At 49.3% G+C, this 21,942-nt stretch carries 23 protein-coding genes and 1 tRNA gene; 8 read left to right on the forward strand and 16 right to left on the reverse strand.

Annotated features, from left to right (window positions below; genetic code table 11):
* Window positions 1-210 precede the first annotated feature (210 nt).
* The 5 genes from glnQ to rhtA form a co-directional block, all read right to left on the reverse strand.
* Window positions 211-933, reverse strand: coding sequence for a glutamine ABC transporter ATP-binding protein GlnQ (glnQ, locus tag J5069_RS01260; protein WP_264642152.1), 723 nt, complete (start codon window positions 931-933; stop codon window positions 211-213).
* Window positions 930-1,589, reverse strand: coding sequence for a glutamine ABC transporter permease GlnP (gene glnP / locus J5069_RS01265; RefSeq protein WP_264642153.1), 660 nt, complete (start codon window positions 1,587-1,589; stop codon window positions 930-932). The genes glnQ and glnP overlap by 4 nt, the downstream gene beginning before the upstream one ends.
* Window positions 1,590-1,615: 26 nt before the next feature.
* Window positions 1,616-2,359, reverse strand: a complete 744-nt coding sequence (glnH, locus tag J5069_RS01270; protein ID WP_264642154.1) for a glutamine ABC transporter substrate-binding protein GlnH — start codon at window positions 2,357-2,359, stop codon at window positions 1,616-1,618.
* A 362-nt stretch (window positions 2,360-2,721) separates the two neighbouring features.
* Window positions 2,722-3,228 carry a DNA starvation/stationary phase protection protein Dps gene (dps, locus tag J5069_RS01275; protein WP_264642155.1) on the reverse strand — a complete coding sequence of 169 codons (507 nt, stop codon included), beginning with the start codon at window positions 3,226-3,228 and terminating at the stop codon, window positions 2,722-2,724.
* Window positions 3,229-3,569: 341 nt separating this feature from the next.
* Window positions 3,570-4,451: a threonine/homoserine exporter RhtA gene (gene rhtA, locus J5069_RS01280; protein ID WP_264642156.1), complete on the reverse strand. Its 882-nt coding sequence runs from the start codon at window positions 4,449-4,451 to the stop codon at window positions 3,570-3,572.
* 409 nt (window positions 4,452-4,860) lie between these two features.
* Between rhtA and ompX the strand changes: the two genes are divergently transcribed.
* Both ompX and J5069_RS01290 read left to right on the forward strand, forming a co-directional pair.
* Window positions 4,861-5,376, forward strand: coding sequence for an outer membrane protein OmpX (gene ompX / locus J5069_RS01285; protein ID WP_264642157.1), 516 nt, complete (start codon window positions 4,861-4,863; stop codon window positions 5,374-5,376).
* Between the two features lie 235 nt (window positions 5,377-5,611).
* Complete coding sequence (locus J5069_RS01290; protein WP_264642158.1) at window positions 5,612-6,787, forward strand: MFS transporter; 1,176 nt, start codon at window positions 5,612-5,614, stop codon at window positions 6,785-6,787.
* 39 nt (window positions 6,788-6,826) lie between these two features.
* Here J5069_RS01290 and J5069_RS01295 read toward each other — a convergent pair whose 3' ends face one another.
* Entirely contained in the window at window positions 6,827-8,248 is a 1,422-nt protein-coding gene (locus J5069_RS01295; protein ID WP_264642159.1) for an EmmdR/YeeO family multidrug/toxin efflux MATE transporter, read from the reverse strand.
* A 317-nt stretch (window positions 8,249-8,565) separates the two neighbouring features.
* On the opposite strand from J5069_RS01295, the gene J5069_RS01300 reads away from it, so the two are divergent.
* Complete coding sequence (locus tag J5069_RS01300; protein ID WP_264628100.1) at window positions 8,566-8,868, forward strand: ArsR/SmtB family transcription factor; 303 nt, start codon at window positions 8,566-8,568, stop codon at window positions 8,866-8,868.
* A 15-nt stretch (window positions 8,869-8,883) separates the two neighbouring features.
* Window positions 8,884-9,426: a rhodanese family protein gene (locus J5069_RS01305; protein ID WP_264642160.1), complete on the forward strand. Its 543-nt coding sequence runs from the start codon at window positions 8,884-8,886 to the stop codon at window positions 9,424-9,426.
* Window positions 9,427-9,664: 238 nt separating this feature from the next.
* Here J5069_RS01305 and J5069_RS01310 read toward each other — a convergent pair whose 3' ends face one another.
* Both J5069_RS01310 and J5069_RS01315 read right to left on the reverse strand, forming a co-directional pair.
* Window positions 9,665-12,283 (reverse strand): ADP-ribosyltransferase, encoded by a 2,619-nt coding sequence (locus tag J5069_RS01310; RefSeq protein ID WP_264642161.1) that lies wholly within the window; start codon window positions 12,281-12,283, stop codon window positions 9,665-9,667.
* A 47-nt stretch (window positions 12,284-12,330) separates the two neighbouring features.
* A complete protein-coding gene (locus J5069_RS01315) occupies window positions 12,331-12,768 on the reverse strand; it encodes a hypothetical protein (protein WP_264642162.1) in 438 nt (145 codons plus the stop codon).
* Window positions 12,769-13,044: 276 nt separating this feature from the next.
* Here J5069_RS01315 and J5069_RS01320 point away from each other — a divergent pair, with 276 nt between their 5' ends.
* Window positions 13,045-14,451, forward strand: coding sequence for a GGDEF domain-containing protein (locus J5069_RS01320; RefSeq protein ID WP_264642163.1), 1,407 nt, complete (start codon window positions 13,045-13,047; stop codon window positions 14,449-14,451).
* Here J5069_RS01320 and J5069_RS01325 read toward each other — a convergent pair.
* Together J5069_RS01325 and J5069_RS01330 are read right to left on the reverse strand one after the other, a co-directional pair.
* Window positions 14,442-14,717 carry a YceK/YidQ family lipoprotein gene (locus J5069_RS01325; protein WP_264627567.1) on the reverse strand — a complete coding sequence of 92 codons (276 nt, stop codon included), beginning with the start codon at window positions 14,715-14,717 and terminating at the stop codon, window positions 14,442-14,444. The two genes, J5069_RS01320 and J5069_RS01325, sit on opposite strands and share 10 nt — an antisense overlap.
* A gap of 67 nt (window positions 14,718-14,784) precedes the next feature.
* The gene (locus tag J5069_RS01330; RefSeq protein ID WP_264627566.1) at window positions 14,785-15,801 is read right to left on the reverse strand and encodes a diguanylate cyclase domain-containing protein; all 1,017 of its coding nucleotides are present in this window, start codon (window positions 15,799-15,801) and stop codon (window positions 14,785-14,787) included.
* 255 nt (window positions 15,802-16,056) lie between these two features.
* Between J5069_RS01330 and J5069_RS01335 the strand changes: the two genes are divergently transcribed.
* A complete protein-coding gene (locus tag J5069_RS01335) occupies window positions 16,057-16,560 on the forward strand; it encodes a phospholipase D family protein (protein WP_264627565.1) in 504 nt (167 codons plus the stop codon).
* Window positions 16,561-16,697: 137 nt separating this feature from the next.
* Here the strand turns inward: J5069_RS01335 and J5069_RS01340 are convergent, their stop codons facing one another.
* Window positions 16,698-17,147 carry a hypothetical protein gene (locus J5069_RS01340; RefSeq protein ID WP_264627564.1) on the reverse strand — a complete coding sequence of 150 codons (450 nt, stop codon included), beginning with the start codon at window positions 17,145-17,147 and terminating at the stop codon, window positions 16,698-16,700.
* Between the two features lie 398 nt (window positions 17,148-17,545).
* Between J5069_RS01340 and J5069_RS01345 the strand changes: the two genes are divergently transcribed.
* Window positions 17,546-17,773 (forward strand): YdgH/BhsA/McbA-like domain containing protein, encoded by a 228-nt coding sequence (locus J5069_RS01345; protein WP_264627563.1) that lies wholly within the window; start codon window positions 17,546-17,548, stop codon window positions 17,771-17,773.
* 55 nt (window positions 17,774-17,828) lie between these two features.
* On the opposite strand, the gene J5069_RS01350 is transcribed toward J5069_RS01345, so the two are convergent.
* From J5069_RS01350 to J5069_RS01370, 5 genes are all read right to left on the reverse strand, one after another.
* Window positions 17,829-18,113, reverse strand: a complete 285-nt coding sequence (locus J5069_RS01350) for a type II toxin-antitoxin system RelE/ParE family toxin (RefSeq protein WP_264627562.1) — start codon at window positions 18,111-18,113, stop codon at window positions 17,829-17,831.
* On the reverse strand, window positions 18,103-18,348 hold the full coding sequence (locus J5069_RS01355) for a CopG family ribbon-helix-helix protein (RefSeq protein WP_264642164.1): 246 nt from the start codon (window positions 18,346-18,348) through the stop codon (window positions 18,103-18,105). The genes J5069_RS01350 and J5069_RS01355 overlap by 11 nt, the downstream gene beginning before the upstream one ends.
* A gap of 229 nt (window positions 18,349-18,577) precedes the next feature.
* Window positions 18,578-18,654, reverse strand: a tRNA-Pro gene (locus tag J5069_RS01360).
* Window positions 18,655-18,732: 78 nt separating this feature from the next.
* Window positions 18,733-20,436 (reverse strand): LPS biosynthesis-modulating metalloenzyme YejM, encoded by a 1,704-nt coding sequence (gene yejM / locus J5069_RS01365; RefSeq protein ID WP_264642165.1) that lies wholly within the window; start codon window positions 20,434-20,436, stop codon window positions 18,733-18,735.
* A 15-nt stretch (window positions 20,437-20,451) separates the two neighbouring features.
* Window positions 20,452-20,679 (reverse strand): YejL family protein, encoded by a 228-nt coding sequence (locus J5069_RS01370; protein WP_195312827.1) that lies wholly within the window; start codon window positions 20,677-20,679, stop codon window positions 20,452-20,454.
* Between the two features lie 166 nt (window positions 20,680-20,845).
* On the opposite strand from J5069_RS01370, the gene yejK reads away from it, so the two are divergent.
* Window positions 20,846-21,856, forward strand: a complete 1,011-nt coding sequence (yejK, locus tag J5069_RS01375; protein ID WP_264642166.1) for a nucleoid-associated protein YejK — start codon at window positions 20,846-20,848, stop codon at window positions 21,854-21,856.
* Window positions 21,857-21,942 lie beyond the last annotated feature (86 nt).

A 21,942-nucleotide genomic window follows, 5' to 3' on the forward strand; every position in this document is an offset into this window, starting at 1 on the left:
TTGTCATGTCTAAGGCCATGGAGAACCTATTGGGGAGGTTAGCGTTGTGGTCACTAAAAGATCTATTCCGTGGGCAGGATCAAATGTAAACCTGGGAGAGGGCTCGAAGAGCGTTGTTTACTGATGTAATCTCAGGTGGATGGATAAAGAAAACGGGCGTAACCGTCAGGATACGCCCGTTATTGCGAACATGAGTACGAAGTCGCTCTATCAGGAAACGTGCTGCAAGAACTCCCGCAACCGCTCGCTGGGGGGATTGGTGATCAGTTCTTCAGGATCGCCATCTTGAGCGATACGGCCTTTATCAATAAAAATCAACCGTGAAGCGACTTTATGAGCAAATCCCACTTCGTGCGTGACGATGACCATGGTCATGCCTTCGTCCGCAAGATCTTTCATTACTGTCAGCACTTCGTGACGTAATTCGGGATCGAGTGCCGAGGTTGGCTCATCAAACAGCATCAGTTTGGGTTTGACGGCGAGTGCACGGGCAATTGCCACGCGCTGCTGCTGACCGCCAGAAAGCTCGGACGGAAAATGGTTCGCACGTTCAGACAGACCCACTTTCGCCAACAGTTCCAGTGCCAGCTTTTCAGCTTCCGCTTTGCTGGCACCGCGCACGCGAATCGGGCCAAATGCCACATTTTCCAGCGCGGTCAGGTGTGGGAAAAGATAAAATTGTTGAAACACCATACCCGCTTCCTGACGGATAAGGCGCTCATCAACTTTAGGGTCGTTCACTTTCAGGCCGTCGACAATCAGCTCACCGCTGGTAATTTCTTCCAGCTTATTGATGCAGCGCAGCAGGGTGGACTTACCGGAGCCTGAAGGCCCGATAATCACCACCACTTCACCCTGGTTGATATTCAGATTGATGTCATGCAACACCTTTGTCTGACCAAAGTGTTTAGAAACGTTCTTGAATTCAATCATATAATTTTAAGTTTTCTTTCCAGAAGACGCAAAATGAAACTCAGTACCAAGGTAATGACCAGATAGATCACCGCAACCGCACTCCAGATTTCCAGTGCGCGAAAATTGCCCGCAATGATTTCTTGTCCGGAACGCGTCAGTTCCGCCACGCCGATAACGATGAACAGCGAGGTATCTTTGATACTGATGATCCATTGGTTGCCTAATGGAGGTAACATCCGACGCAACGCCAACGGTGCAATCACATGGCGTAGCGTATCGCGTTTTGATAGCCCCAGTGCCAAACCCGCCTCACGAAAACCTTTGTGAATCGACAATACCGATCCGCGCGTAATTTCCGCGATATAGGCACCGGAGTTGATCATTATGGTGACTACCGCAGCGGCGAAAGGATCGATACGCACCGACGTCAGGATCATCGGCAAGGCAAAGTAAATAAACATGACTTGTACAACAATCGGTGTGCCGCGGATGATTTCAATAAACACCAACGCGATGTTATTAGAGATCCAGCTCCCGTAAACGCGGGCAAAGCCCGCGACAACACCGATAACCAAGCCACCCAGCAGACCCAGCACGGATATCAGCAAGGTCATTTTTGCCCCTTCTAACAGAAGAGGCAGAGAAGGCCAGATGGCACTCCAATCAAACTGCATGAACGTTCTCCAGACTGATACGGCAATTATTTCGGTTCAGTGCCGAACCATTTTTTATAAATTTCAGCATAGGTGCCGTTGTCACGCAGCGTTTTCAATGCCGCATTTACTTTTTCACGCAGTTCGCTGCCTTTCGGGAAGGCGACACCGTATTGTTGTGCCTTGATGGAATCACCCACCGCTTTAAACTGACCGTTGCCCGCTGTTTTGATGAAGTACAGGATATTCGGCGTATCATGCAGTACCGCATCGGCACGACCGACACCTAACTCCATGTATGCATTATCAATATTCGGGAACTGGCGCAGTTCTTTCGTCTTGATATTGGCTTTGGCGTAGTCAACTGAACCGGTGCCGCTTTTCACCGCCACCACTTTGCCCGCCAGATCCTGTTCACCCTGAATGCTGGTGTTGTCTGCTTTTACCATCACCAGCAAGCCGCTGTTGTAGTAACCATCAGAAAAATCGACGGCGCGTTTGCGTTCTTCAGTGATGGTGATCCCTGCCAGCGCCAAATCAATATTGCGGGTTTGCAGGGCAGGAATAATACCTGCGAAGTCCATCGGTTTCAGGGTGTATTCCAGTTTCAGTTCTTTCGCGATAGCGTCCCAGAGATCGATGTCGAAGCCGACGTATTTATCGCCTTGCTTGAACTCGAAGGGAACAAACGCTGTGTCTGTGGCAACGATGAGAGGCTTGTCCGCCGCGTAGCTGGAAACGCTCATGGTCAGCGCCAGCGCTGCCAATGAGGCCTTAAGTAGTGATTTCATCCGATCCTTCCTAATTAGCCGTTTGTGGGAAGCCTGTTTCAAGCAGGCACTACTAATAATAGTATTTAAGGAAAAAAGCTGTAGAAACAGAGGGTTATATTTTATAACTCCTTGTTTTTATTCAGTGTCGCCAATGCACGCGAACGTCGCCTCCGGCACGGGACGCCGCTATGAATAACTGATTATGCTGCGAGACACAACCGTTGATTGTGTTTGAAGGGATAAAAGCTAACTTTTTGTACGAATATTAAGAGGAAAAAGTGCAAAGGGTAGGGCACATAAAGCGTAACTGAATGTGTAGGCCATCGAGAACAGCATGTCTACGATGGCCCGCTAACCTATATGCCGGTATGACGCGGCGGTTATTCAGCGATGTTGGCTTCGATAAACCACAGGAATTTATCCAGATCGCGAGAGGCTGCCGTTAACATATCCGCACTGTCTTCATCGTCAGTTTTCGCAATAGCACTGCGCACTTCGTTCGCGACAACGCCGTAACGCTCCGCCAGCGCTTTCAAGTGATCCTGTACGCTGTGGATATTGGTTGGGTAGCTTTTCAGCGAGGTCTCTTTATTAATGACCTGTACCGTACCCAGTGCAACGCCACCCAGTTGTACTACGCGCTCTGCCAGCGTATCAAGATGGTCGGTAAGGGCGGTGCGGAAGCCATCCAGCATTTCGTGAACGGCGATAAAATTGGCGCCGCGCATGTTCCAATGGGCTTGCTTGGTGATCAATGATAAATCGATTAAATCGACAACTAACTTGTCCAATAGCTTGATGGTGGACGTTTTGACGTGCTCATCCAGATTATTGCGGGTATAGATGAGGTCGGATGCTGCTGCTTTTACCAATTTAGCCGTAGCCATAAGGTATCTCCTCCTGACAAGTGAAATAATAATCTGACTGCTCAATGGAAATAACTATAGCAGAGTTCGATGCAGGGAATAACAAGGTAATACCTATTATAGAAATTGCCCATGTACTGTGCAGGTGTATCTCTTTTGGGCTGATTTAATTATAGAAATCGCTCATCGTTATTATAGTAAATAACCATAATGAATGAGAATTATTTAGCTCTGGTAATACCCTGCGGCTATTCAGACGCTGGTATCATCCGTAATGCAATATATCTGAAAGGGGCCTTCTCTTGCCGCAGTAGGTTGCCTGCAAGAGAAGAAACGCGATTGAATTCAGGCGGAGTGGGGTGTCAGCCTTGGGCGCTATCGGTGATGCGTGCTCGTTTTACTGTGAGCGTTGCACCGAGGGAAGCGGCAATGATGCAAAACAGCGCTAACCATTGTGTCAGCAACAGATGCTCACCGAGAAACAGAATCCCGGAAAGAGCGGCAATGACAGGCTCCACGCTCATCAGCGTGCTGAAGGTCTTGGCGGGAAGACGGGTTAGTGCCATCATCTCCAGCGAGTAGGGCAGTGCCGTGGAAAGGATCGCAATCGCGATGCCAAGCGGAAGAATGGCAGGAGAGAGCAACGACGTGTCTGCGAAATAAGCCCCTACAGGGCAAAACACCATGGCCGCAATCAATGAGCCAATCGCTGCCGTCGCTGGGCCATGGTTGGCGCCCGCTCTTTTTCCGAACACAATATATAACGCCCAGCAGGCTCCTGCGCCGATGGCACAGAGCGCGCCTTGCATATCGACGTTGGCGATGTCATTGTCCAGTGGCAATAGGAACCACATACCGGCTAGCGCCAAAAGAATCCAAAGGAAATCGAGCGCCCGACGCGACGAGAAAATGGCTACAGCGAGTGGGCCGGTAAATTCAAGCGCGACCGCTACGCCAAGTGGAACCGTGCGAATAGAAAGATAAAACAAAAAGTTCATGCCACCGAGAGTCAGGCCGTACAGCAACAGCGGCAATCGATTCCCCTGAATACGCATGCGCCAGGGTTTAAAAACAACGCACAAGATCAGAGCACCAAGCCCAAGGCGCAGTGCGGTGACGCCGGGTGCACCTATCAACGGAAACAGGTTTTTCGCTAAAGCAGCCCCACTTTGGATGGAAAGCATCGCAATCACGATCAGAAGAACAGGCAGCAGCGTCGAGCTGCGCAAAGCAGATAAGGTCATCCTTTGGGCCTTGATAAGCAGGGAAGTCGTTACGATGGTGTGGGAAAAGACGCCCATAAATTAGGATTTTTCCACATTAATCTAGTGTAAAGGATTTGTCGGCACCGCGCTTACTTTAATTGACTTTTATTTACGATATATTTATTTTCAGTGCGGGATGAATAGCGGGCTGTATATTAACTGAACGCAATATTAAGATTTATCTGTATTTTACTGCCAGGTGGGAATTAATTTTAGTTTCGTGGTCATCGTTTTTTAATGATTAAAAATCATCATGTTATGCATTCATTGAAAATATTTGTTACATCTGTAGGCCGTTTGATAAATATTTAATGCGCAGCATCATCGGTTTTTTTTGTTATATTAACCCTGCTTAAACTTCTTTCATAAGATGAATTCGAGGCAGTATATGAAAAAATTTGCGTGTCTTTCCGCACTGGCTTGCGTATTTGCAGTAAGCGCAGGTTCCGCATTCGCCGGCCAAAGTACCGTATCCGCCGGTTATGCTCAGGGTGATGCCCAGGGCGTGGTGAACAAAGCGAAAGGTTTTAACCTTAAATACCGCTATGAGTTTGACGACAGCCAGGTTGGCGTGATCAGCTCCTTCACCTATCTGGAAGACAGCCAGTCCAACGACGGTTACTACAATAAAGGCCAATACATGGGCTTTACTGCGGGCCCGGCTTACCGTATCAATGATTGGGCAAGCGTCTACGGCGTGATTGGCCTGAGCCACGGTAAATACACTTACAATGCGGCTGACGGTACTGATAACAACCATAATGATGATTATGGTTTCACCTACGGTGCTGGTCTGCAATTCAACCCGATTCAGGACGTTGCCCTGGATGTTGGTTATGAACAAAGCCGTATCCGCAGCATCGATGTTGGCACCTGGGCGGTTGGCGTAGGCTACCGTTTCTAAGGGTGTCGCGCGGTCAGAAAATCAATTCTGAACCGGAATGCGATGTCATATAAAAAATCCGCCATCATGGCGGATTTTTTTTGTCTGTAGCACGAAACGATAGCGCTAAGATGGCTGATTATTATCTTGACGTTAAGATAATTTGTGCAAAAATACGCGGTACGAACGTAAGCGACTACCTGCGTTTTTCATGGCACAACCCTCAGCGGTAAGATAACAATCACAGGATCATTTTATGCCCGCTTCCTCCAGGCACTCACGCCAGTTTCTCTTTATCGCCATTCTGCTGCTTGGGATAAACCTGCGCCCGATTCTGGCCGTGGTTGGTCCGTTGCTTGAACAAATTCAGCAGGCTACTGGTCTGGACGACAGTCAGGCTGGTCTGTTAACCACGCTGCCGATTTTGGCAATGGGGATCTGTGCGCTTTATGGCGGCTGGTTGCAACGTCATCTGGGGGAGTATCACGGCATTCTGCTCGGCATTACCATCATTATGGTCGCTTGTCTGGTGCGTTTTCCATGGGATACACGTGCTGGGTTGCTGGTGAGTGCGGCGCTTGGTGGGGTAGGGATTGCGTTAATTCAGGCATTGGTGCCGTCGTTTATCAAGCGCTTCTTTCTCCAGCGCAGCAGTCTGTTGATGGGGCTTTATACCACGGGGATCATGGCGGGGGCAGCCGTTGCTGCCGCGACGGCCTCGCCGTTATCGGGTCTCGCTGGCTGGTCCGGTGCGTTGGCATTTTGGGGTATCCTTGCATTTATCGCGCTGTTGGTCTGGCGCAAAGCGCCGTCTTCGCGTGAGGCTCACGAGCCGAATGCGATTTATCACCCTGCGCCGCACGGTTTGCAACATTGGGCCTTGATGCTGTTCTTTGGGATAGGAACGGGCGCTTACACGCTGGTGCTTGCCTGGCTACCACCCTATTACATGCAGTTAGGCTGGAGTGCCGCGCAAAGTGGCTTTTTGCTGGGAGGGTTAACGCTGACGGAGGTGTGTGCGGGGTTGGCCGTTTCCGCATTGATTTCGCGCTTTCCCGATCGGCGTATGCTGCTGGTGCCGATACTGGTGTTACTGCTGGCAGGCATGATGCTGCTGTTGATCGCACCGCTGTCTCTGGCTTTTGTCGCGATGATTCTTCTCGGGATGGGTATCGGTGCGCTGTTTCCACTTTCGCTAATTGTTGCACTCGATCATGCAACAAATGTGCAAGAAACCGGTCGATTGATGGGCTTTGTTCAAGGCGGTGGCTATATCCTCGCGAGCGTGATGCCGACGCTCGCGGGTGTGATTCGACAGCACACCGAAGGGTTGGAACAAGCCTGGACCATCATGGCATGGGGTGTGGTGGTGCTTATTGTGATGGCATTTCGCTTTCGGCCATTGAGCGCCCGCAAAACGCTTGGGCGCTAATGTAGCGCTGCTGGTCAAGCCAATAACGTCTACCGCGTATTAAGCGGTGGGAGGCCGGTAGCGCCACAGCCACCGGCCGCTGGTCATACGGCGATAGTACAACAAACCGCGCACAATCCAGTCAAAGAACATGCCCATCCATACGCCGATAACGCCAAAGCCGAGCCAGATACCCAGGATATAACCCGCCACAATGCGGCATCCCCACATGCTCGCCATGGCTACCCACATGGTGTAACTGGCATCTTTTGCCCCTTTCAAACCCGCAGGCACCACCCAGGCCGCGGCCCAAAAGGGGGTGAATAGCGCGTTCAGCCACAGCAACTGCTTGGCAACCTCAATAACTTCCGGCTCGTTGGTATACAGTGATGACAGGAAACTGGCCGAAGGTATTGAGGATAAGGCGAGGATGCATAAACCGATATTGGAAAGCACAAAAATATACTGCAACTGGCGAATCGACTGAAAAACCTGCCCTTTACCCAGGCGTGTTCCAACGATGATGGTGGCTGTAGACCCCAGGGCATTGCCGGGGAGGTTGATCAGTGCTGCGATAGAGAAGGCGATAAAATTGCCCGCGATAACCTCTGTGCCCATTCCGGCGACAAAGCGCTGTGTGATCAACTTGCCTAGATTAAACATCACGGATTCTACGCTGGCAGGAATACCGATGCTTAACACTTCATACAGAATGGTGTAAGTGAAAGGGGCAAAATAGGATTTGAACGGAATGCGCAGTGCGCCGTTAAAGCCGTGCATCAACGTGAGGATCACAAACACCGCACCGATATAGCGTGACAGCGTCGTGCCAATACCTGCGCCATAAAACCCCAGACCCTGCCAGGAAAAAATCCCGTATATCAGCACGCTACTGATCAGTATGTTGAGGATGTTCATGCCGATGTTGATAAACATCGGCAGCTTGGTATTACCGGCACCGCGCAGCGCCCCACAGCCGACTAACGCAATCGCCATGGCCGGATAGCTCCAGCCCGTTTGCCGCAGGAACACCAGCGCCAACGCTTTAACATGTGGATCGGCGGAACCGGCAATCAGGTCGATAATGGCTTCACCTGCCAGTTCAATCAGCAACACCAACAAAAAGGAGACCAGTACCAGCAAAGACATAGACTGACGCGTTGCAGCGCGGGCCTGTTTGCGATTGCGCTGGCCCAGACTGAATGCCACCACGACTGCTGTGCCCAGCGCGACGGCGGTAAAGAAAGCGATGATGAGCATGTTGAAACTGTCGGCCAGACCCACGGCGGCCATGGATTCCTTGCCCAACCAACTGACAAGAAAGGTGCTGAATACCCCCATCAGCACCACACACAGTCCTTCGATAAAAATGGGCACGGCCAGCGGTGTGATCTCACGCCAGAGCAGAACACGGTTTGAGTGCCGCTTTTTGTACCAATCCGTTTGGTGATATCTATTGACTAATCGAGAGAAGTTTTTCATGCACCGCTTTGAATGTATTCTGAATAAGACCTGGTTGCGCAACAGTGTCATCGCGATAACGCTACCTGCTGGTATCATTACGCAAAGCCGCGATAGTGTGTCTTGTTTTACTACTGAAAACGTTGATCTGACTAATGATCGCCCCCAACAGTACGTCAGGTGCAGAAGAAATCTGAAACAGTGGACCGATTTTTAATAGAGTAACAGCCAACCGAACGATGCTCCAGCCCTGGTCACACTTTTAAGAGAAAACGCTTGATTTGTTTTAATTTTAATTTTAGTATTTACTTAATTAAGGCTATTCTAAAGTAATAATGATGCCAGATGCAGTGAGTGAATTGCAGCGGCGTGCCCATGACGCTGCGTTGTTGTTAAAGGCGATGGCCAATGCCAATCGGTTGCTGATCCTGTGTATGCTGGTTGAGCGTCAGCAAGTGAGTGCTGGCGCACTCGGGCAGGCGTGCGGCTTGAGCCCTTCTGCCACATCGCAGCATTTGGCGCGTATGCGTTCTGAAGGGTTGGTCGTCGCTCAGCGTGAAGGCACGACAATGTTATACGCGATCGCTAACCACGATCTGGAACGTATCATCACGACGCTCAAAGACATTTATTGTCCTTGAATAGAGAGGAATACCATGGCAACTCTGCCCTACCTTTCCCCGTTAGATGCTCGGCAGCGTCAGGCTGATGGGGCGTTGATGGTCGACATTCGCCAGACCGCTGAATTCCAGCGTGAGCACATTGCGCAATCACGTCTGTATTCACTGGCGGATCACGCCAACCAACCGCCGGGAATCACACTACCCGCGAATAACACGGTGGTTTTTTACTGTTTATCAGGGGCGCGCTGCGAACAATATGCACAACAGATAGCAGCACTGGTTCCCGGGCAAAACGCATTTTTGCTGGAAGGGGGACTCAACGCCTGGAAAAAGGCGGGTTTGCCGGTTGACGTGGACCGCTCTCAACCGCTGCCAGTGATGCGCCAGGTGCAAATTGTCGCCGGTGGGCTAACAGCGATAAGCGTTGTCTTGGGGTACACGCTGCATCCGGCTTTTTTTAGTGTCGCCGGTTTCATCGGTGCGGGATTGGTGTTTGCGGGTATCAGCGGATTTTGCGGTATGGCCAGATTGCTAATGCACATGCCTTGGAATAAGCGCCGTGGCCTTAATGGCTAAAACACGGGTTTGGTGCGCCAGCCAAAGCGGTTTCAGATAAAAAAAACCCCGACTGGAGTCGGGGCAAAGGTATCTAGAACCTTACTTATAAGGCGGTGCGGAGTATATAATTCAAAACAGCGTTCATACAATATAAAACAGTGTTTTATTTATCTGGATTGTGACGGCTATCTTGCTTTGCTGTTACGTCACGTCAGACGCTGCTTGCCCAGAAAAGCTAACGCCGCATAGCGCAAGGCTAGATTGACGCTATTTTTACGTTGGTCTCATCGAGACGAGAGGCATCCAGCACCTCTTTCAGTTCGACATTATCACCCTCAATAGAAAGACATCGGAACAAGGTGCGATCTTCAATCAGCACTTCCGCTTCATGCAGGTTGTGGGTGAACCCGCTGATGGCGTGTGCGGTATGGGTGACATGGATTTTGTACAAGGCTTGATGGGGTCCTTTACCGGCTTTGTGGGCCATCGCGATATTCTTGTCGGCGGAGGTGGATACAAATTTTTTAACCAGAAGGGTATCTCCGGGTTTTAAGGTTGCCCTGAGCTCGGGGGATAACTCGCCACCGCGATATACCACACCGTGAAAACTGGGCAGTTTGTTCAGCAACGACCGTATATTTGTCACCATCTGGAATGATTGTTCTGCGAACAGCGGACTCAAGAAGTGTTCAGGCATGTCGAGTTCGAGATACTCATTGATCATGTCAGAAACGTTGCGCGTGTAATCGTTAATGGCGCGTCGTTCGGCGGCGTTTGTCTGGTATTGTCCTCCGCCGCGCTCCCGATATTGGTTATAAAGGCTGGCGGCGGGGCGGGAAGCGCCAAGCGTCTCCATTATCGCTTCTGTTGGCGTGTGGATATACTGTTCACCCTGCAACAGGCTGAATTGAAATGTGGCAATCTCTTTGCGGCGTCGAAAGGTCGCTAACAACCCCGTTCTTTTCCGTGCATAGATGGTAAACACATTTTCCTTTTCCTTTATTCTAAAAAACCTGTCATCTAAGCCGATAAATTTCTTACCTTCAATATTGATAAATAAAGCCGGGTGCGCAGGATCTCGACCAATGATCATGGCATCTTCTTTGGTAAATCCCCGATCCCTGTTCCTGGTGAGGGCATCTTGAATGGATGTTGATATCCGAGTACAGGATGTGCCAGGCGCTCGGCGAGTACGGCATTCTGTATAGCTAACGCGTTCAAGGGGAGGTTGTTTTCTTTCAAAGTAACTGCCATCAAATAAAACGATCTCCCGATCATCATCAAGAACATACATGCCTTGAAATGTACCGGGGCGTACAGCATAAAAACGGTTTTTGATACAAATGGCTAATTTATCGGTAGCAGAATGTGGGTCTGAATAATGGAAAATACCCTGCGCATCAGGTTTGGTCTCAGAGAAAAAGGCCTTATCCAGTTCAGGAAGGTTGTGCGTGCGTAGGTTAATGTGATGTGTGGCTGACAGCATCTCCGGTTCGGGGATATTGACGTTGACGTGCTCGAAAGAAAGGGTGTTATCAAGCACCACCGCGCGGCTCTCTTGTGCCAGTGAGTTTTTTATTTTATCAATAAACTCATAGCCCTCTGTATTAAAACGACCGACCTTGTCTAACGTTATCATCAAGACAAGGTTGACGATATCGTTCGATACTTTATTCCATTCTTGTTGCCTTTCCTCGCTGGTATCGCCTTCGAAAGCGTGTTCGAGATGAATTGCCAACGCAGCAAGAGGAGTGATTGGATTGGGCAGAATGGCCGAGGCATCAATGTCTCTTTCCCAGATGTCACGAGTGACTTCGGCATCTGATGTTATCCGCGAATCCAGATCGCTGAAAAAACATTCGCGCTGCCTGTTCGCCATAAAAGTGAAGAAGGTTGAGGATGCAATAGGTGTGCGCTGTGCGCCTATTTTGTGTTTATCCCGTTCGCGATTAACGCTATTGGATTGTGACGTTAACCAATTATCTATGCCTGAGTAAATTACCCCATCCTGGCGGTTTTTGAGTGAAAAGTGAGAAGCGATGCTCTCCTTACGGGCGTTATCATGACCGCTATCGAGCACCCAAGTTCGCATATCTTCTATACTGTCAAACTCTGCAAATTTGTTCTCAGCTCTGGGTAGATACAGCGTAACATGGCGATTGCTGTTATTGTAAAAAACGATGAGATCGGTCGCCTGATAGCCATTAATATCCAATAACCACGCCGTTACATTGTTATTTTTAGTCAACCCGGCTCCCGACAATAGATCAGATATCGCGCGGTGACTGAGTTGTTGAGAGGAGAGGTTGATAATAAAATCGATAAAGTTCTTTTTGCTATGGATGCCCTTGTTATTAAAGATGTCGGTGTAGATGGATGAGGCTTGTTGGTAAAAGTTGATATCCCACACCAGCTGGATAAACGTTGTTGGAAGTAGTTGAACTTCGTTTTCCCGGTCAAAGACATTGGCAGTATCAGGTGCAACGCGATAAATACCGGATTGGCTATTTACAGATACCAGATTTTCCTGAGCATCAGCGGGGAAGTTTCGTAGCAGGTAGCTTGACAACGATCCATATTCTATCGGTTTTCCCGTGAAGCACCAACCACTAAAGCAATCCGAGCAACTCATCGCTGAATTGAACAGCATAAAGTAATTTTTATCTGGATCGATATCTAGATTGAATTTCTCTTTTAAGTTTTTCTTCATGATTGATGCGGCCAGCGTTGTCAAAGAAGGCATTCGTTTCTGGTAATCAGCATAAAATTTCTTTAATGACATACCTGCATTTTCAAAAAAAATATCTCCTCTTTTTTTATCCACCGTATAGTAAGTTTTTTCGTCATTGGTAATGATGCCCGTTTTGCCAAACACATATATCTTTTCGGGCGATGACGCTGCCGAATGCGTGGCTCCATCGGTTATTGAATAGGTCGCTTCTCTGGTTTTCCTGCGGTTTTTTTTTCATTATCATCGGTACATTGTTGGCGATTTGTTGTGATCTTTGTTTTGATGGGCAAACGTATATTTAAAAAAGGCAGCGTTTGATTATATTTTTTTAATGCCAGCGGGGGAGGGGGGATGTCTAGGTTTTCGCCAGTGAGCACCGTATGTCCACGGACGTGATTCAGTAATAACATAAAGCATATTATTTGTTTTAATTGCAAACGGCGCCCCCTGTGCTGACAAGTATGATATGAGGGTGCGATGTTTTTAATATTCAAAGTGAATGTTATTTCTTGAACCTTGTTATACGCTTTGTGTGATGCTTTCTTATTGCACTGCTTTGCATTTACTTCCATTTTATCATGATGATAATTTCCTATGAGCGCTCTATGCTGGTTTATGGTTATAGCCATAATGGTTGACCTCCTGTTTTCGGTTAATAATAGGCCTGAATAACATGTGGAAATAAGTAATAGGTTCTCTGAAAGGCGCCAAAATGAGCATAACGTTTAGGTGAAAAGAAAAAAAACTATTTCCGCTCTTTCCGCAATCAAATGGGTGAGGGTGATTACTGTTGTAAATCTGATGCTGTTGTAGGGAAATAATCCGTAATGAAACTGTTAGCACGGTAGTATATGGCAGATGAATCGCCTATGATAGCATCTGGTTAACCACTTTATGTCCTACCCATGACTATTTCTGTAAAAAACGATTATCATATCGAGCCATTATTGAGTGAATGGCGCACCCTGGTTGACATCACGCAGCCGGAAGCGCATGCCCTGCTGATATCCCTGAGTGATGATGAAATACGCTATCTGGTAGACCACTTTTATGATTACATGCTCAACGATGAGCATGCGCATCGCTATCTGAATACCCGCCAGGTCACAGAACAGTTAAGTATCAGTATGTTCCACTGGTTGCGCAGCGTGTTGGGCAGCTCTCAGCAAGATTTGGCTGTACTACTCGCCCAACAGCACCATGTGGGCGTGGTGCACGCACGCATTGGTCTGCCTATCGATTTGGTGGCACGCGGTGCCCGTAAATTAAAAAACGATCTCTATCCGCTGTTAACCAATAAAGGGGAACACTCTCCGTTTGTTATCAATAGCGCGCTTTGTTTTAGCGGATTGGCAATGGATACTGCTCTGGAAGCGATGACCATAGCCTATTCCCCTACCTATAAAAATGCCATGCGCGATCAGGAACGCTATCGCGTATTGAGCGTGTACGATGACGTTAGCGTAGAACGAGAAAGGCAGCTTGGGGCGCTAATGAACTGGGAAAACCAGTTTATCTATCACGTGGCGACAGAATTACCTTTGGCTGACATTACCCCCCTGGGGCGCTCGGAATTTGGATTATGGTTCTCTCACAAGGGAAAACACCTGTTTGGTTTCCCCGATCTGCTGCGTGAAACGGATACGCTGATCGACAAAGTTGACAGTGAAATCGATGTCGCTTCACCAGGGCAGGTTTCTCAGGCGGAGGAGCGCATGCGCCTGTTACGCCATGTGCGGCAACTCACCGGGCAAATTACGCTGATTATCACGTCCATGTTTGATGAACTGGTCAAGTTTGAAAACGGTAAGGACACTCTGACAAACCTGCTGAATCGGCGTTTTATTCCGACCATTATGCGCCGGGAAATTGCGCTGGCGACCAGCGACAGAAAACCCTTTACGGTAGTGATGATGGACGTGGACCATTTTAAACAGGTTAACGATCGCTACGGTCACGACACCGGCGATGCAACGCTGAAAAGTATTTCAGCCATGATCTACGATCACGTTCGCAGCAGTGATTATGTCTTCCGCTATGGCGGGGAAGAGTTCATGGTGCTGTTAGTGGAAACGTCGCTGCATCAGGCAAAGGTGATCGTCGATACATTGCGTGAAAAGGTGGCCGCAACGGCGATCAGCGCCTTCGGTAGCCAATCGTTTTCCGTTACCCTCAGCATTGGGGTGGCTGAGTTTGATTACCACCCGGATTACCAGCGACTGATCGATAAAGCGGACGCGGCGCTCTATCAGGCCAAAACCAGCGGCCGTAATCGGGTTGAATTACACGGTCGAGACCCTATTTATTCATAAGGGCCGTGTTTCATGTCTATGGGCAACAAGATTGTGTCGGCGAGCATTGAGAGCGGCAGATCGATAATCACCAGGTATTTCCACCAGCGATCCTGAAGCAGCCACTGCACGCCGGGATAGTATTGGTGGCCCTGTCCTTGTCCTTTGACCGTTCGGCTTATGATACTGCCACAGCCAGACAGTTGGCTGGTGATGATCAATGCAATCAGGAATCGTTTCACGGTGTAAACTCGGTTAGCCACTGGGCGGTGAGATAGTGGTGACATAGTGGTGAGACATAGTCTACCTGATAATCAGCGCGGTGCGCGGTATCCGCCTGCTGACAACAAAAGATCAATGCACCTGGCGTCTGCGGTGCTCTTTTTCTTCATACATCACGGTGTCGGCCGCACGCAGGGCTTCATCCGGCGTACTTAGCGCCGGGTTGATGGCAATGGTGCCGATACTGGCTCCCGCGTAGTCTATGTGACAGCCCTCAAGCGCATAGTGTCCAATCAATAATGGACTCAATCGTGCTTTGAAGGTCTGCGCGGCATCCTTAGCATTTTCATCAAGATAAGGGCCTGTCGTCGCGACGATGAATTCATCACCGCCAATACGTCCCAGCATATCTTCTGCGCGTATCCCTTGACTCAGTCGCTGGCCTACTGCACACAGAAAATCATCACCCGTCTCATGCCCGTAGCGGTCGTTAATCAGCTTAAACCCATCCAAATCGATAAAGGCGATGACAACAAAACGTTTAGTGCCTTGCGCTTGTGAGAATAATTGGGGTAACTGATTGAACACCGATCGTCGGTTGGGCAACTGGGTCAACTCATCGGTGTAGGAGAACGCGGTCAGCGCTGCGTTGGCGTCCTGTAATTGGCAGAGTAGCTGCTCTTTCTGGATATATTGAGCAATCAGCTCGGCAAACAGCTGTAATATTTGTTCGCTGCGGCCATCCAGTTTCTGTTTTTCACCGCTGACCGCGCACAGCGTGCCGTACAACGAACCGTCATCCAGACGTACCGGCGTGGTGACGTAGGTGGTGATACCCAGCTGTTTCGCCGCTTGAGAATCGCCCCAATGGCTGGGCACATCGTCAATAATACAGCGGTCTTCCGCTAACGCCCGTCGACAGAGCGTGTCCTCCCAGGGAACGGAAAGCCCTTCGGGGATCTGCATTTTTTTGCTATTACGGGAGAAAAGCACGTGTTGCAAATTTTTACCGGATTCAATACGGGTGAGGTATGTGGATTCCATATTGGTGACAAGTTCAAGCATTTCGAGAAGTTGTCTGACTAACCCCTCGAGTGATTTTTCTGACACCAGCACCGATGAAATCCGTGCGATCAGTGTTTCCTGCATAACCTTTTCCCCCGTATCACTTCAGCTCAACGCACCTTAATTGCGTTGTTTATATAACTATTATATCTGAGAAGAGGACATGTGAAATTGGAATAATCTACAGGTGATGGGTCATTATTAGGTCTATTTGTCGGTCACGTTGACCCTCTGGAGCTCAATGGATGTGGCGTATTCACGTGATCGGCATCAATGCTGAAGGGCGTAGGGCAGCGTAGCGTAACATGCCTACGAAGCATTGATGAGTGGGGCTGCTTTATGAAGAAGATGTTAACCATGGCAACGGTTGGATTGTTGATGACAATGAATGTGGCATCGGCTTCTGTGCAGGTGGGATTCAGCCCTGAAGGGAGTGCAAGAGCGCTGGTGCTGGAAGTGATCAATAACGCTAGCAAATCGATTGACTTGATCGGCTATGCGTTTCAATCGCCAGATATTGTGCACGCCTTGGTAGCGGCGCAAAAACGCGGCGTTGAGGTGCGCTGTGTGATTGACTATAAGCGCAACCAAAATAAAACCAGCAGGTCGGTAATCGAGTATGCCAGGGAGAATAATGTCCAGGTCCGTTTGAGCAAGCATTACCCTATTCAACATGATAAAACGATGATTATCGACGGCAACACTGTTGAAACGGGGTCTTTCAATTTTGCGCGCTCTGCTGAATTTGAAAATTCAGAGAATGTCCTGATTATACGCGATGAGCCTGCTATCGTAGCCGCCTATCAATCGCACTTTACCAGCCGTTGGAACCTTGGGAAATAATCCCTTGGTCATTTAACGCTTATCCCTGATGCGCGAATGACAACACGCTCATCGCTGAGTGCTTTCCTTCCTGCTTTACGGTTTTTGCTTTTGGCAATAGTAGGGAAGGAAAGGCACCTTTCAACGTTGGTTTTTGTCTAATCGACCCACTTCAGACCAGAATCCGTGGTCTCAATATTTTCAGAATCACACTCTGAACCATCGGCATAATTGCAGGTGCCGACCATCAGGAGAGAGACTGACGGATTTTTACCACAAGTTTTTCCGTAAGCTTCATTGGCTAACGTTCGGGATTCGTTGGGCTGAATGGGCTTATTGAAGCTGAAATGCGCGGCATCACACCGGAATCGGCCCTGTTCATTTTTTACAAAAATATAGGCTTCAAATTTCTTCAGCGGGCTGCTTTGCAGGTTTTTTACGGTATAGCTACAAGCGCAGCCGCCTTCAGTATCCTTGAGTTTGCCCTCGGTGATTGCCAGCATTTTGGTTGCAGCTTGCTCCGCAACGGGGGCAGCGGTTTCCGTTGCGCTAACCCAAGTAGACGTCACCAAAGATACCGTAAATAGAGCCAATAGCATGCGTTTCATTGTGTCTTCCCTGTTGAAATAATTAGACCTTATGTCTAGATAATTATATGAAAACAAATAGGAATGTTGAATTTATAAAAACAGCTGTGCGTTGATATGGCTTTTTATTCTGTTAATTTTTTATTGGTGAGCGTGTTCTGCTTTTGCGGGGCAGGATGTGTTTGCATGAGCGGACGATGCGCTGTCATTCACTTTGTATTGTTCGCCCGTCAGGATAGGCAAAAAGGATAAAGCATTGAGACGAAATGAGGGCGGGTAAGGTATTATATTTTGATTCAATTTATTTGAATGATTATAACGATTTTATCTGATATTCACCTCTGAGCGATGGCGCTATGATTTACTCCATCAAAGGCAAATAGCCTTTTCATCAAACATCGAACAGAAGGATTTATATCATGAACGTTATCAAAAAATTTGCCGCAGTTGTTGCTCTTGGTCTGGTTTCTTTCGGTAGCTTTGCTGCACAAGACGTTGGTACGGTGCAAGTGAGCGGTGCAGAAACGCTGAGCGCGTTTGAAGCTCAGGTGGCTGCAAAAGCTGAAGCAGCAGGCGCATCTTCCTACAAGATTGTGTCTGTCACCGGTAACGATCAATTGCGTGGTACAGCAATACTGTACAAATGATGTCAAGATTGCAGGTGGGCCAGTCAGAAAGGGGAGCGAAAGCGCCCTTTTTTGTTCACCATTTTGATGGTAAACGCCGGTGTGTATGGAAGAGTCGCAGAATTTGGATCTCATTGTCTTTCACACGGTATGGGATGATGTAAGGATAGGGTTGTAACACCAGCTCGCGTGTTCCAATAACGCGGCCAGGTCTTCCCATTGCCGGTTGCTGTGGCAGTAGTTCTGTTACCCGTTGAACTTCGCTAACAAATTGGCGGGCAGTCTGTGGAGCGTCTTGTGCAATGAAGAGATATTCAGCTTCCAGATTGGCCGCTGCTTTGCGTAGCCATCTAATTTCCATGTCTCGAAGAACCTAGCTGTTTAAATAGGCCACTCATCTCATCTGCTGAAATAAAATCGTCAGCATCGGCTTCCTTGATGGCTTGCTCGATCTCTACGATCTGCCAGGCTTCTCGTGCAAGATAATCTTCGATGGCTTGCCCAGCCAAAAAAGAGCGGGTACGTCCAGTGGCTTTGGCAAGTGCTTCCAATTGCGCCGTGACTTCATCATTTAAACGAACTGACATGACACTCATCTGAGCACCTCACTACATTGTGTACATTGTATACAATGTAGTCTTTTGTATTTGATGAAGCAAGTGTCGTGGATCATTGAGCAACCACACTCGTCTATCCACAGATTTTAGCCGATAAAATGAAGTGAATCCCGTCAGGGTTTTTCCCCCGGAATTCCCCCATTATTCCCCCGCCAAATTCCAGGCATAAAAAAACCAACCGTAAAAGGTTGGTTTTCTTGGGATTATTTGGTCGGCACGAGAGGATTTGAACCTCCGACCCCTGACACCCCATGACAGTGCGCTACCAGGCTGCGCTACGTGCCGACGTTATGGGGCGCTATATTACCGTCTCCTGAACCGATTGCAATAGCCAGCTGGCGCGATCGCTTTAGATTTAGGCAGTTAGTTGGCAATAAATCGCCTTTCGCTGGTTAGCACCTGCAACAGCAGCGGTAAACTCGGTTTTTCATCACGCAATTTTTCACCGTCGCTGTTGTAAGCATCATAGTGACCATTGGCTTCCAATTGGATGATCTGCTGAGGCGTGGTGATCATCAACGAACCCCGGTTGCCGTTCACCAGCCAGTTATTACGTCGCTGGGCAGCAAACAGGTCTTCTCCTTGCGAGTAATCCGTGGCGGCCGTTTTTACATGCAGCAATCGCTGCATCAACGTGACCATAACGTCTTTTGGATCGGTCATTTTGCTGATGGTTTGCGCCGGTGTACCTGGCCAATGCACCACCAGTGGGATCTGCCACTGTGACCGACGGTAGAGACTGCCTTTATCCCGCTCGCTGGATTTGGCCGTAATAATCACCACGGTATTGTCCAGTTTGCCTTGGCTTTGCAACGTGTTGAGTATAGTGCTGATGCTTTGATCGGTGGCTTTAGCATCCGTTGGCGCGCGAGTGCCGTTGGTGCCAAGCTCGATATAAGAGAACCACGGCGATGCGGTTTGCGTACCGGTTTCCAGCCACGCCTGCCATTGTTGAACCGTCTCTGTATCACGCTGAATCACCGGTACTGACAGCGAAAAGTCTGACAGCAATGCCTGCCGATAAAGCGGGTTATCAAAGCCATTGCTAGAGAATAAACCAAATTGATATCCCTGTTGGTTCAGGGAACTCACCAAGGCTGATGGCGTGCGTGCACCCAATACCCCATCCATGTAGGTGGTCGAGATGCCGTAAAACAGGTTAAACAGGCTGCTTTGGGCATTCTGGCTTACATTGAAATGGTTGCTGAAGTGCACATTCTCTTCTGCAAAACGCATCAACTGCGGCATGCGGATAAGTGGAAGCTGGTCTGCCACCACAATCAACAGATTGTAGCCGCTGCCGGCATCGCGGAACTGAATATTGTTCAGCGGGTATTCCAGCGTAATAGCCTCAGGGTTGCCCTGTAGCGCAATGCGGCGCTCATAAGCTTGTGCGTCCAGCAGGCCATGTTTTTCCAGAAACCGTCGCGCCGTCATCGGATAGGATAATGGCAATGTCGCCCGCTGCATGGTGATAGGACGATAAAAGTTGGCATCGGCCCAGATATACATCATATGCGAGGCAAAAAATGCGCTGATAAACACCGCGGCGACCGGCATGCCAATGCGGTGACGGTTCAGGCTACGCAGTTTTTGCCAGCTCCAGGTGCCAAACAGCATTTCAACCATGAAAATCACGGGAATGCCGATAAACATCAGTTGCCAATCACGGGCCAGGTCGCTTTGCTCTGGGTTGATCACCAGTTCCCAGACGGTGAGATTCAAGTGAAGGTGGAAACGGCTAAACACCTCCATATCGAGCAGCAGCAGCGTCAGCCCTGCGGTCGCCAACGCCGCAGAAAGAAAACGCAGTAAACGCTGCGACATCACCACGAACGTCAGCGGAAAGACAATCAGCAGGTAGACGGCAAAAACGATAAAACTAAAATGCCCCAGCCAGGTGACAAGGGCATAGCTACGGCCAAGTAACGACGAGGGCCAATCCGCCACAAACAGATAGCGGCTGCCCACCCCCAGACTCAACAGGATATTAAATAGCGCGAACCAATGCCCCCAACTGATCATCTGGGAAACTTTTTCGCGATAGTTGTGACGGTTGCTTACCATAGCCTCTGGTCGGTGTTAGTGCGCGTTATGGGTAGTGATGGATGCCTGCAACGCATCAGCAAAAGAACGAGCCAATACCTGACGCTGCCCCGGTGCTACGCTGGTGTTGATAAGGTTGGTCACCATGTTGCCCAATACCATCAAGGAGAGGTCAGTGGGGGCATGGTGTTTTTCCAATACGCTTACCAATTCGGAAAGCACTTGTTCGACGAGTTCGTCACTGTAACGGGATAATTGTGCCATAAAAGGGCGGTTCTCAGGCTGATAAAGGGGAATATCTTACCGTAACGACCTGAGGTTTTCCGCAATTTTATCATATTAGCCTCAACCGCTGGCGGGGAGAGGCTTTCTCTTGCAGGAGACCAGCGTTGGTGTTTGAATACGCTCCTTGCCAAAAGGAGAGTTTATCATGAGTCTGGATATCGACCAGATTGCCTTGCATCAGCTTGTCAAACGTGATGAGCAAACGTTGGAGTTGGTGTTACGGGATTCGTTATTAGATGCCACCCCCGCCGTTGACGAGATGATGGCCGAGCTGCACCGCGTTTACAGTGCAAAAAACAAGGCCTACGGCGTGTTCGAGGAACAGAGCGAACTGGCGCAGGCGCTGCGTGGCTGCCGTAAAGGGGAAGAGGATTTCCTCGGATTTAGTCGCGCGGCCACCGCACGGTTACGTGATGAACTGGCGAAATATCCCTTTGCGGAGGGCGGTATCGTACTGTTCTGCCAATATCGCTATCTGGCGGTTGAATATCTGCTGGTGGCGGTGCTGAGCAGTTGCAGCAGCATGCGCGTCAATGAACAACTGGATATCAGCAGCACGCACTATCTGGATATCCCCCATGCGGATATCGTGGCGCGTATCGATCTTACCGAGTGGGAGACCAACCCGGAATCTCTGCGTTATCTGACTTTCCTTAAAGGGCGGGTGGGGCGTAAGGTTGCTGATTTCTTTATGGATTTCCTCGGTGCTAGCGCCGGGCTTGATACCAAGGCGCAGAATCGCGGCCTGTTACAGGCGGTGGATGACTACTGCGCCGACGCGCAGTTGGATAAAAACGAGCGTCAACAGTACCGTCAGCAGGTTTACAGCTACTGCAATGAACAGTTGCAGGCTGGGGAAGAGATAGAGGTCGCTGCGCTGTCGCAGGAACTGCCCCCGCTGGGAGAGAAAACCTTCCATGCGTTTTCGGAGGAGCAGGGCTACGAACTGGAAGAGAGTTTCCCGGCGGATCGCAGCACGCTGCGCCAACTGACCAAGTTTGCTGGCAGCGGCGGAGGATTGACAATCAATTTTGATGCCCTACTGCTGGGGGAACGTATTTTCTGGGACCCGACCACTGACACGCTGACTATCAAAGGTACTCCGCCTAATTTGCGCGATCAGTTGCAGCGCCGTTTGAGCAGCGGTGATAAGTAAGTGGTGATAAGTCAGCGACCAGAAAACGAAAAACGCCGCATAAGCGGCGTTTTTCTTATCGACATTCTTGCTGGTTAGGAAAACAC

The organism is Candidatus Symbiopectobacterium sp. NZEC127 (assembly GCF_025962675.1).
Lineage (GTDB): Bacteria > Pseudomonadota > Gammaproteobacteria > Enterobacterales > Enterobacteriaceae > Symbiopectobacterium.

Excerpts from the sequence above, each read along its gene's own strand:
- J5069_RS01305 (WP_264642160.1), top strand. The coding sequence starts at position 8,884 with ATGGCAACTCTGCCCTACCTTTCCCCGTTAGATGCTCGGCAGCGTCAG.
- J5069_RS01345 (WP_264627563.1), top strand. The coding sequence starts at position 17,546 with ATGAACGTTATCAAAAAATTTGCCGCAGTTGTTGCTCTTGGTCTGGTT.
- J5069_RS01340 (WP_264627564.1), bottom strand. The coding sequence starts at position 17,147 with ATGAAACGCATGCTATTGGCTCTATTTACGGTATCTTTGGTGACGTCT.
- J5069_RS01370 (WP_195312827.1), bottom strand. The coding sequence starts at position 20,679 with ATGGCACAATTATCCCGTTACAGTGACGAACTCGTCGAACAAGTGCTT.
- J5069_RS01315 (WP_264642162.1), bottom strand. The coding sequence starts at position 12,768 with ATGGCTATAACCATAAACCAGCATAGAGCGCTCATAGGAAATTATCAT.
- glnP (WP_264642153.1), bottom strand. The coding sequence starts at position 1,589 with ATGCAGTTTGATTGGAGTGCCATCTGGCCTTCTCTGCCTCTTCTGTTA.
- glnQ (WP_264642152.1), bottom strand. The coding sequence starts at position 933 with ATGATTGAATTCAAGAACGTTTCTAAACACTTTGGTCAGACAAAGGTG.
- J5069_RS01330 (WP_264627566.1), bottom strand. The coding sequence starts at position 15,801 with ATGCAGGAAACACTGATCGCACGGATTTCATCGGTGCTGGTGTCAGAA.
- glnH (WP_264642154.1), bottom strand. The coding sequence starts at position 2,359 with ATGAAATCACTACTTAAGGCCTCATTGGCAGCGCTGGCGCTGACCATG.
- ompX (WP_264642157.1), top strand. The coding sequence starts at position 4,861 with ATGAAAAAATTTGCGTGTCTTTCCGCACTGGCTTGCGTATTTGCAGTA.
- J5069_RS01320 (WP_264642163.1), top strand. The coding sequence starts at position 13,045 with ATGACTATTTCTGTAAAAAACGATTATCATATCGAGCCATTATTGAGT.
- dps (WP_264642155.1), bottom strand. The coding sequence starts at position 3,228 with ATGGCTACGGCTAAATTGGTAAAAGCAGCAGCATCCGACCTCATCTAT.
- J5069_RS01295 (WP_264642159.1), bottom strand. The coding sequence starts at position 8,248 with ATGAAAAACTTCTCTCGATTAGTCAATAGATATCACCAAACGGATTGG.
- yejM (WP_264642165.1), bottom strand. The coding sequence starts at position 20,436 with ATGGTAAGCAACCGTCACAACTATCGCGAAAAAGTTTCCCAGATGATC.
- yejK (WP_264642166.1), top strand. The coding sequence starts at position 20,846 with ATGAGTCTGGATATCGACCAGATTGCCTTGCATCAGCTTGTCAAACGT.
- J5069_RS01355 (WP_264642164.1), bottom strand. The coding sequence starts at position 18,348 with ATGAGTGTCATGTCAGTTCGTTTAAATGATGAAGTCACGGCGCAATTG.
- J5069_RS01325 (WP_264627567.1), bottom strand. The coding sequence starts at position 14,717 with ATGTCACCACTATCTCACCGCCCAGTGGCTAACCGAGTTTACACCGTG.
- J5069_RS01290 (WP_264642158.1), top strand. The coding sequence starts at position 5,612 with ATGCCCGCTTCCTCCAGGCACTCACGCCAGTTTCTCTTTATCGCCATT.
- J5069_RS01335 (WP_264627565.1), top strand. The coding sequence starts at position 16,057 with ATGAAGAAGATGTTAACCATGGCAACGGTTGGATTGTTGATGACAATG.
- J5069_RS01350 (WP_264627562.1), bottom strand. The coding sequence starts at position 18,113 with ATGGAAATTAGATGGCTACGCAAAGCAGCGGCCAATCTGGAAGCTGAA.
- J5069_RS01300 (WP_264628100.1), top strand. The coding sequence starts at position 8,566 with ATGCCAGATGCAGTGAGTGAATTGCAGCGGCGTGCCCATGACGCTGCG.
- rhtA (WP_264642156.1), bottom strand. The coding sequence starts at position 4,451 with ATGACCTTATCTGCTTTGCGCAGCTCGACGCTGCTGCCTGTTCTTCTG.